6 protein-coding genes and 2 pseudogenes are annotated in these 6,612 nt (G+C 61.1%); 4 read left to right on the top strand and 4 right to left on the bottom strand.

Going from position 1 to position 6,612, the window contains the following annotated elements; translation table 11 throughout:
- Positions 1-390 precede the first annotated feature (390 nt).
- A pseudogene (locus tag QZ266_RS09595) lies at positions 391-612 on the bottom strand (transposase domain-containing protein); the annotation flags it as partial.
- A gap of 255 nt (positions 613-867) precedes the next feature.
- Between QZ266_RS09595 and QZ266_RS09590 the strand changes: the two are divergent.
- Positions 868-2,055, top strand: coding sequence for an IS110 family transposase (locus tag QZ266_RS09590; RefSeq protein ID WP_295694481.1), 1,188 nt, complete (start codon positions 868-870; stop codon positions 2,053-2,055).
- Here QZ266_RS09590 and QZ266_RS09585 read toward each other — a convergent pair.
- Together QZ266_RS09585 and QZ266_RS15330 are read right to left on the bottom strand one after the other, a co-directional pair.
- Complete coding sequence (locus QZ266_RS09585; RefSeq protein WP_295694478.1) at positions 1,998-3,305, bottom strand: IS66 family transposase; 1,308 nt, start codon at positions 3,303-3,305, stop codon at positions 1,998-2,000. The genes QZ266_RS09590 and QZ266_RS09585 overlap by 58 nt on opposite strands.
- Before the next feature lie 271 nt (positions 3,306-3,576).
- Positions 3,577-3,708: pseudogene (locus QZ266_RS15330) on the bottom strand (site-specific integrase); the annotation flags it as partial.
- A gap of 187 nt (positions 3,709-3,895) precedes the next feature.
- On the opposite strand from QZ266_RS15330, the gene QZ266_RS09580 reads away from it, so the two are divergent.
- From QZ266_RS09580 to QZ266_RS09570, 3 genes are all read left to right on the top strand, one after another.
- Positions 3,896-4,636 (top strand): hypothetical protein, encoded by a 741-nt coding sequence (locus QZ266_RS09580; RefSeq protein WP_295694476.1) that lies wholly within the window; start codon positions 3,896-3,898, stop codon positions 4,634-4,636.
- Positions 4,637-4,736: 100 nt separating this feature from the next.
- A complete protein-coding gene (locus QZ266_RS09575; RefSeq protein WP_295694473.1) occupies positions 4,737-6,032 on the top strand; it encodes an SDR family oxidoreductase in 1,296 nt (431 codons plus the stop codon).
- Positions 6,032-6,493 carry a DUF2269 domain-containing protein gene (locus tag QZ266_RS09570; RefSeq protein WP_295694470.1) on the top strand — a complete coding sequence of 154 codons (462 nt, stop codon included), beginning with the start codon at positions 6,032-6,034 and terminating at the stop codon, positions 6,491-6,493. The genes QZ266_RS09575 and QZ266_RS09570 overlap by 1 nt, the downstream gene beginning before the upstream one ends.
- On the opposite strand, the gene QZ266_RS15325 is transcribed toward QZ266_RS09570, so the two are convergent.
- Positions 6,490-6,597 carry a hypothetical protein gene (locus QZ266_RS15325; RefSeq protein WP_367178233.1) on the bottom strand — a complete coding sequence of 36 codons (108 nt, stop codon included), beginning with the start codon at positions 6,595-6,597 and terminating at the stop codon, positions 6,490-6,492. The two genes, QZ266_RS09570 and QZ266_RS15325, sit on opposite strands and share 4 nt — an antisense overlap.
- Positions 6,598-6,612 lie beyond the last annotated feature (15 nt).

Raw genomic sequence — 6,612 nt, 5'->3', positions numbered from 1 at the left:
AAATCTGTTGCTGAGCAAGTAGGTATGCTGAACGCTCTCCACCGAACGCTTGATGACCGCTTGTGGCCCGGACAATCCCGCTTTCCAGTGTGCTCTGCGGGTATCACCCTGGCCGTTTGCGTTCCCGTTCGCATAAGCGGGAAAATGTCACACAATATGCACAACTGTGCCATCGCCCTTCGGTTGATGGGTAAGCCTTTGTTTTAAGGGCGCAATTGTCAACGCGCTTGGTTTTTTGAGCGTCATTTTAGGGCGGTACCGTCGGTACCGGCGTTGAAAATCTCGAAGCTGTATCAATGGATTGCTTGCCCGGTACCATCGGTACCGCGCAAAGACTATGGGTACCGCCGGTACCAAGGGGTGGTACCGTTGGTACCAGCGAAACTGAGCGTAAGACCAGGGCATGAGGTCTTCAAGGTGGGTGATCTTGGTTTCGGCGATGTTGGCGAGGACATCTGTGAGCCAGGCCTGCGGATCGACATCGTTGAGCTTGGCGGTCTCGATGAGGGTGTAGGCGATCGCCGCGGACTTACCGCCGCTGGGTGAGCCGACGAAGAGATAGTTCTTTCGTCCGACCGCCAGGGGTCGGATGGCGCGCTCCGCGGTATTGTTATCGGGCATGCTGGCTTTGGCGCTTCGATTTTGCCCCTGCTTTCCAGATGTCATGGTAAGTTGGCTCAGCGGGATCGGGGCGTCGGAGTGCGAAGAAGCGGGCAGGCCGACTAGACAATGAGCTGCGAGCTCGTGTTGTTATCTGGCCGCCCCTGCGACCAGCCCGTCTGCGCCGCGAGCGCGTATCCGTAGATGTCGTACGAGCCCGTGCACTCCTTTTGACAACAAAGAGGAGGTTCTATGCGATCAATTGGAATGGATGTGCATCGAAGTTTTGCGCAAGTGGCGATTTGGGATGCTGGTGAGATAGCAGACAGTTTCCGGATCGACATGGAGCACGATGCAGTCGTGGCTTTTGGGCGAAGCCTTAAGTCAGATGACGACGTAATTCTTGAGGCGACTGGTAATACCTCAGCTATCGTCAGGTTGTTAACGCCTTTCGTCAATCGTGTGGTCATCGCCAACCCACTACAGGTTAAGGCAATCGCCCATGCGCGTGTGAAGACCGACAAAGTGGACGCTAAGATTCTAGCACAGCTTCATGCGGCTGGTTTCTTGCCTGAGGTCTGGGCCGCAGATGATGATACGTTACATCTTCGCCGTCTCGTGTCAGAACGTGATGCGACTGTCCGTTCAATCCGACGTGTGAAGAGCCGGGTTCAGGCAATTTTACATGCCAATCTTGTTCCCAAATATGCGGGGCATCTTTTCGGTAAAGGCGGTCGCAAATGGCTGGACAAAGTTCCACTACCCAAGTCAGAGCGCGATCTATTAGGTCGTCACTTGGACGAGCTAGATTGGTTGGTACACAAACTCGAGAAGCTAGAGAAGGATCTGATCAGGATATCGCTTGATGATCCACAGGCCCGCAAGCTCATGAGCGTAGCAGGTATCAGTTCGGTGATCGCGACAGCCGTCATTGCTTCCATTGGAGATATTAGTCGTTTTCAAACACCGCAGAAACTCGCCAGCTACTTCGGCCTGACACCGCGTATTCGTCAATCTGGTGAACGCGGCGCAATCCATGGGCGGATCTCAAAACAGGGAAACGCGACGGCGCGCACTATGTTGATCGAGGCTGCCTGGAGCGCAGCTTCGGTTCCCGGTCCCTTGCGAGCCTTCTTCTTACGGATCAAGAACCGTAAGGGAGCTAACGTCGCGGCGGTTGCGACAGCGCGTAAGATTGCGAATTTGATCTGGCACCTTCTGAACAAGGATGCGCCCTATCAGTGGGCGCGTCCGGCTTTTGTTGCGATGAAGATGAGAAAGCTGGAGCTAAGAGCTGGTGCGCCCAAGGCGCATGGAAAAGCAGGACCTGGCCGGGATTACTGGATTAAGGAGCTCAGACACAGAGAGATGGAGCTGGTGGCGAATGCAGAGGCCTCTTATGCAAAGATGGTTGAAGCATGGCGGGAGAAACCGCCAAAACCGCAAAAAAACTGAACAAAGGGCTGTTCAGCAACATCCGTATCGAGCTCGGTGACACCGTGCGTCAGCCAGGTCTCCAGCTTTTTCATGCGCGTGAGACCATAGCGGATTGCTGCGGCAAGAGGCGTCTTGCCGGATATCCGGGTGAGCTGGGTCTGCAGCCAGGCGTCGAGGTCCTCGAACACGGGCCTTGATCGGGCCTGGCGCACCGCGGCGCGTTCGTCCGGCGGTTTGCCGCGGATCGCCTTTTCGATCGCATAAAGCCGGGCAATGCGTTCAACCGCCTCCTGGGCGATGGCCGAGCCGGACACCGTTTGCACATCCACGAACTTACGCCGGATATGGGCCATGCAGGCCACCTCGGTGATCTGGCCGGTGTCGTAGAGCCGGTTGAACCCGGCATAGCCATCGGCATGCATGAACCCGCGATAGCCGGCCAGATGATCGGCAGGATGTTCGCCCTTGCGATCCATCGAGAAGCGATAATGTGCAGCGGGCGGGGCACTGCCCGACCAGCCGTGCTCATCACGGACATACGCCCACATGCGGGCGGTGGCCGTTCGCCCCTTGCCCGGAGCGAGCATCTTCATGGGGGTATCATCGGCGAAGATGGCCTGCCCCTGTCTGACATGGCGTCCGATGGCTTCGGCCAGCGGTTCCAGCAGCCGCGCGGACTGCCCCACCCATCCGGCCAGGGTGGAGCGTTCCAGCTCGATGCCTTCGCGGGCATAGATCTGGCTCTGGCGGTAAAGCGGCAGGTGATCGCCATACTTGGAGATGAGGACATGCGCCAGAAGCCCCGGTCCGGGACGGCCCTTCTCGATGGGGCGTGAAGGCAGCGGGGCCTGGTGCATGCGTTCACAGCACGTGCACGCCATACGCGGGCGCTTGATGCGGTTCACAACAAAGCGCCCCGGTACGTATTCCAGTTCTTCGGTTATATCCTCGCCCAGCACCTTGAGCCCGCCGCCGCAGGATAGACAGGCCTCGCCGGGCGAGAGGATCTCGTCATGACGCGGCAGGTGATCAGGCAAGGACTTGCGGCTGGGCTTGGCCGGTTCGTGCGACTGCGCCGACCCCGTCTCGACTTCGGTCCCAACCGTTGGTGCCTCAGCGGCCTCGGCGATCTCCTCGTCCTCCAGCCGCATCTCGAGCTGATCGAGACGTTCCGAGCGGGAGCCGAACTGGTTACGCCGAAGTCCGGCCAGCTGATGCTTGAGCTTCTCGATGAGAAGGTCGCGATTATAGAGCTCGCGCTCGAGCATACCGACCGCGCCCTTGAGGGCGTCGATGTCATCGGGAAGGTCTGAGCTGCTGCCGGTTTTGAGGACACCGAGTTAGGGTGTTTTTGGAACCGGAGAAGACGAATGACACGAAGACAGTTCAGCCGCGAGTTCAAGCGGGAGGCGTGTTGAGGGGGGGGGCAAAATTTTGGTCTGCATAAGAAGCAAAATATATCTTGGGTTGTCCATATCTGGTGTAGCCATCATTTGTATAGACGGGAGGCGACATTTTCTGTCGCGGCCAATTTTGGCCCTATTCGCGGACGGGCTTTTTCTTCCCTAACGCATGCCGCTCCCTTATGTGCGAATCCACATAACGGTCGGTTGTGGCCATCGAAGCGTGGCCGGCATCATCGCGAACATGCTCGCGCGGCCGGATGCGCACAATCCGCCTTCGGCGGTTACGCTCAGTGACGCAGCGAAGCGCAAGACGCTTCACAGCATCACTGATCGTCGGTAAAAGTTACACTGAAACGATTTTGGGCGAACTGGGAGCAAGAATGATTGCAAAGCGATTCAGAGGCTTTGCATAATCAATTGTTGTTATTGCTTTTTTATGAGTTTTTTCTTTGTTGATTGCCCAGAACCGTTTTAGCCTGAACCGTCTCCTGATGGCGGGCCTGCTGGCGACCGGACTGGTCGCCGGCGGCGCGTCTGCCCAGGACGTGGCCGTGGATTCCAATCAGCGCTCCCCCGAACTGGTGGTGGTACCGCTTGGGGAGGATGAGGGCGAGGCGCATTTCGTCGTCGGCCAGATGGCCTGGGGCGATGTGTTGGGCCTGCTCAACCAGCTGCAGGACCAGCCGCCCGAGCGCACGATCGAGGTGGCGCAGACGCTCTGGACGTCACGCGACGAAAATCCGCCCTTCTTCCTGTTCGAGCTGGCGAGGTTGACCGCTGAATCGGACCCGGCATTCGCTGTGCAGGCCTATTTCCTGGGCCGGTCGCGGACCATGTATGATGCGGCGCGCTGCCTCGACTCGACCGCGCTGGACGTCATCAATGAGGCGTCCGCCTATGCCGGCGAGGAAGTTGTCCAGGTCATCGCCTCCCGTCCGGAACTCACCATTGCGGCCATCGAGCAGGTGATCGACAGCGGCAGCGCCTTTTCCAGCGTGGCCTCGCCCTGGTGGGCCTGTTCCTTCGGAACCAATGCCTATTTTGCGGCGGTCAATGAGCAGACCCTGTCCGGAGACGAGTGGCTGATGGTGCAAAGCCGCTGGCCGTCCGTTCAGCAGCGGATCTCCGCCAATCTGCAAAACAATCTGACCATGATGCAGGACGCCGTCGCCGCCGCCACGGCGAGCGAATAGATCGGGACAAGGCGGGCACCGGGCTTGTGCCCGGGCTTGGCCTTCCCTTGATGGATGCGCAGTCTAGACTGGCCGCGCGTTCGCATTTGAGGGGAGTGAAATGCGGGTTCTGATCACCGGTGCATCGGGCTTTATCGGCTCCCATCTCGCGGCCTCCGCCCGGGCCGCCGGCCATGAGGTTTGCGCGGCGGCTCGCAATCCGGCGGCAGCGGCACGACGTCTCGCCGGGCCCGACTGGATTGGCTGCGACTTTCGTCATGACACGGTAGAGGACTGGCTGCCGCGCCTTGTTGGTGTGGACGCCGTCATCAATTGCGTCGGCGTGCTTCAGGACGGGCTGGGGGATGACAGTCGCAAGGCGCATGTCGATGGAGCCGCGGCCTTGTTCGAGGCCTGCGAGCGAGCCGGTGTCCGCCGCGTCCTGCACATCTCCGCCGTCGGGGTCTCGCAGGCCGCAGACTCCGACTATGCCCGGGACAAGCTGGCCGGGGAGGCGGCGCTGAAAGCGCGCGACCTCGACTGGCTGATCCTGCGCCCCTCTCTTGTCATCGCCCGCAATGTCTATGGCGGCACGGCGCTGATGCGGAGCCTGTGCGGCATTCCCGTCGTGACGCCGCTGGTCGGCGGGGGGCAGGTCTTCCGTCCTATCGGCATGGATGATCTGTGCGCCGCCATCATCGACCTGCTTCGGCCCGACGCACCGAGCCGGCAGAGTTTCGACCTGGCAGGCCCCGAGCGGGTCAGCCTGGCCGAGACCGTGCGGGGCTATCGCCGCTGGCTGGGTTTCGGCGAGACACGCATCCTCACCATCCCGCGCTGGCTGGCCCGTCCGGCCTTCTGGATGGGGGATGTCATGGGCTGGCTGGGTGTGCGCACCTCGATGCGGACCAATGCACTCAAACAGCTCGATTTCGATGTCGAGGGGGATCCGGCCGACTGGCTGGCCGCGACGGGCGCGCAACCGCGCGGCTTTCATGACTGGCTCGCGGCCAATCCGGCCGGGCTGCAGGATCGCTGGCATGCCCGGCTTGGCCTCGCCCGGCCGCTGGCGCGCTGGATGCTGGGTCTCTACTGGCTGATGACCGGTGTGCTGGCTCTGACGATCGCCAAGGATCATGCCTATTCGGTGCTGACCGCGGGCGGGTTTTCCGAGGCCGCGCAGCCGCCTGTCCTGTGGTTCGGCTCGCTCTTCGATATCGCCCTCGGCACGGCCATGCTCGCCAAATGGCGGGTGCGCTGGGTCGCGACGATCATGATCCTGGGGACATTCGGCTATATCGCCGCGCTGAGCCTGACCCTGCCTCATCTCTGGGCCGACGCGCTCGGCCCGGTCCTGAAAGTCTTCCCGATGATGGCGCTGGCACTGATGATCGCGGCCACAGAGGATGAGCGCTGATGGAGCTCTATCCGGTTCTGCGGCTCGTCCATATCCTGGGCGCGGCAGTCCTGTTCGGCTCCGGCGCGGCGATTGCCTTTTTCATGCTGATGGCCTGGCGCAGTGGCGAGCGCGCGGGCTTTGCGCTGGTTGCGCGCCATGTCGTGCTGGCCGACTGGGTTTTCACGGCGAGCGCGGTGATCCTGCAGCCGCTTTCCGGGCTGGCGCTGGCGCACCTAGCCGGATGGCCGCTGAGCTCGCCCTGGCTGCTGGCGAGTATCGGACTCTATCTCTTCATCGGTGCCTGCTGGCTGCCGGTGGTGTGGATCCAGATGCGGGTCAAGCGCCGCCTCGCCGAGACTGACGGGCCTGACGTTCCGGACGATGTCCATCGCTTGATGCGGATCTGGTTCGTGCTCGGCTGGCCCGCCTTTGCGGCGCTTCTGGCCATTCTCTGGCTGATGATCACCAAGCCGGTCTAGGAAGCCGGGCGCAAGCGCTCGACAAGATTGCTGGTGTTCCTGCCACTGGCTCTGACCGCGCCTCCGATAGCGTAAATGTCGCCACCCAGGCTGACACCGCCCAGGCCGTGGCGCGGGGT

The organism is uncultured Maricaulis sp., assembly GCF_905480005.1.
Classification (GTDB): Bacteria; Pseudomonadota; Alphaproteobacteria; order Caulobacterales; family Maricaulaceae; genus Maricaulis.
Note: the sequence above shows the minus strand (reverse complement) of the source record. Positions and strands in the feature narration are given on the sequence as shown.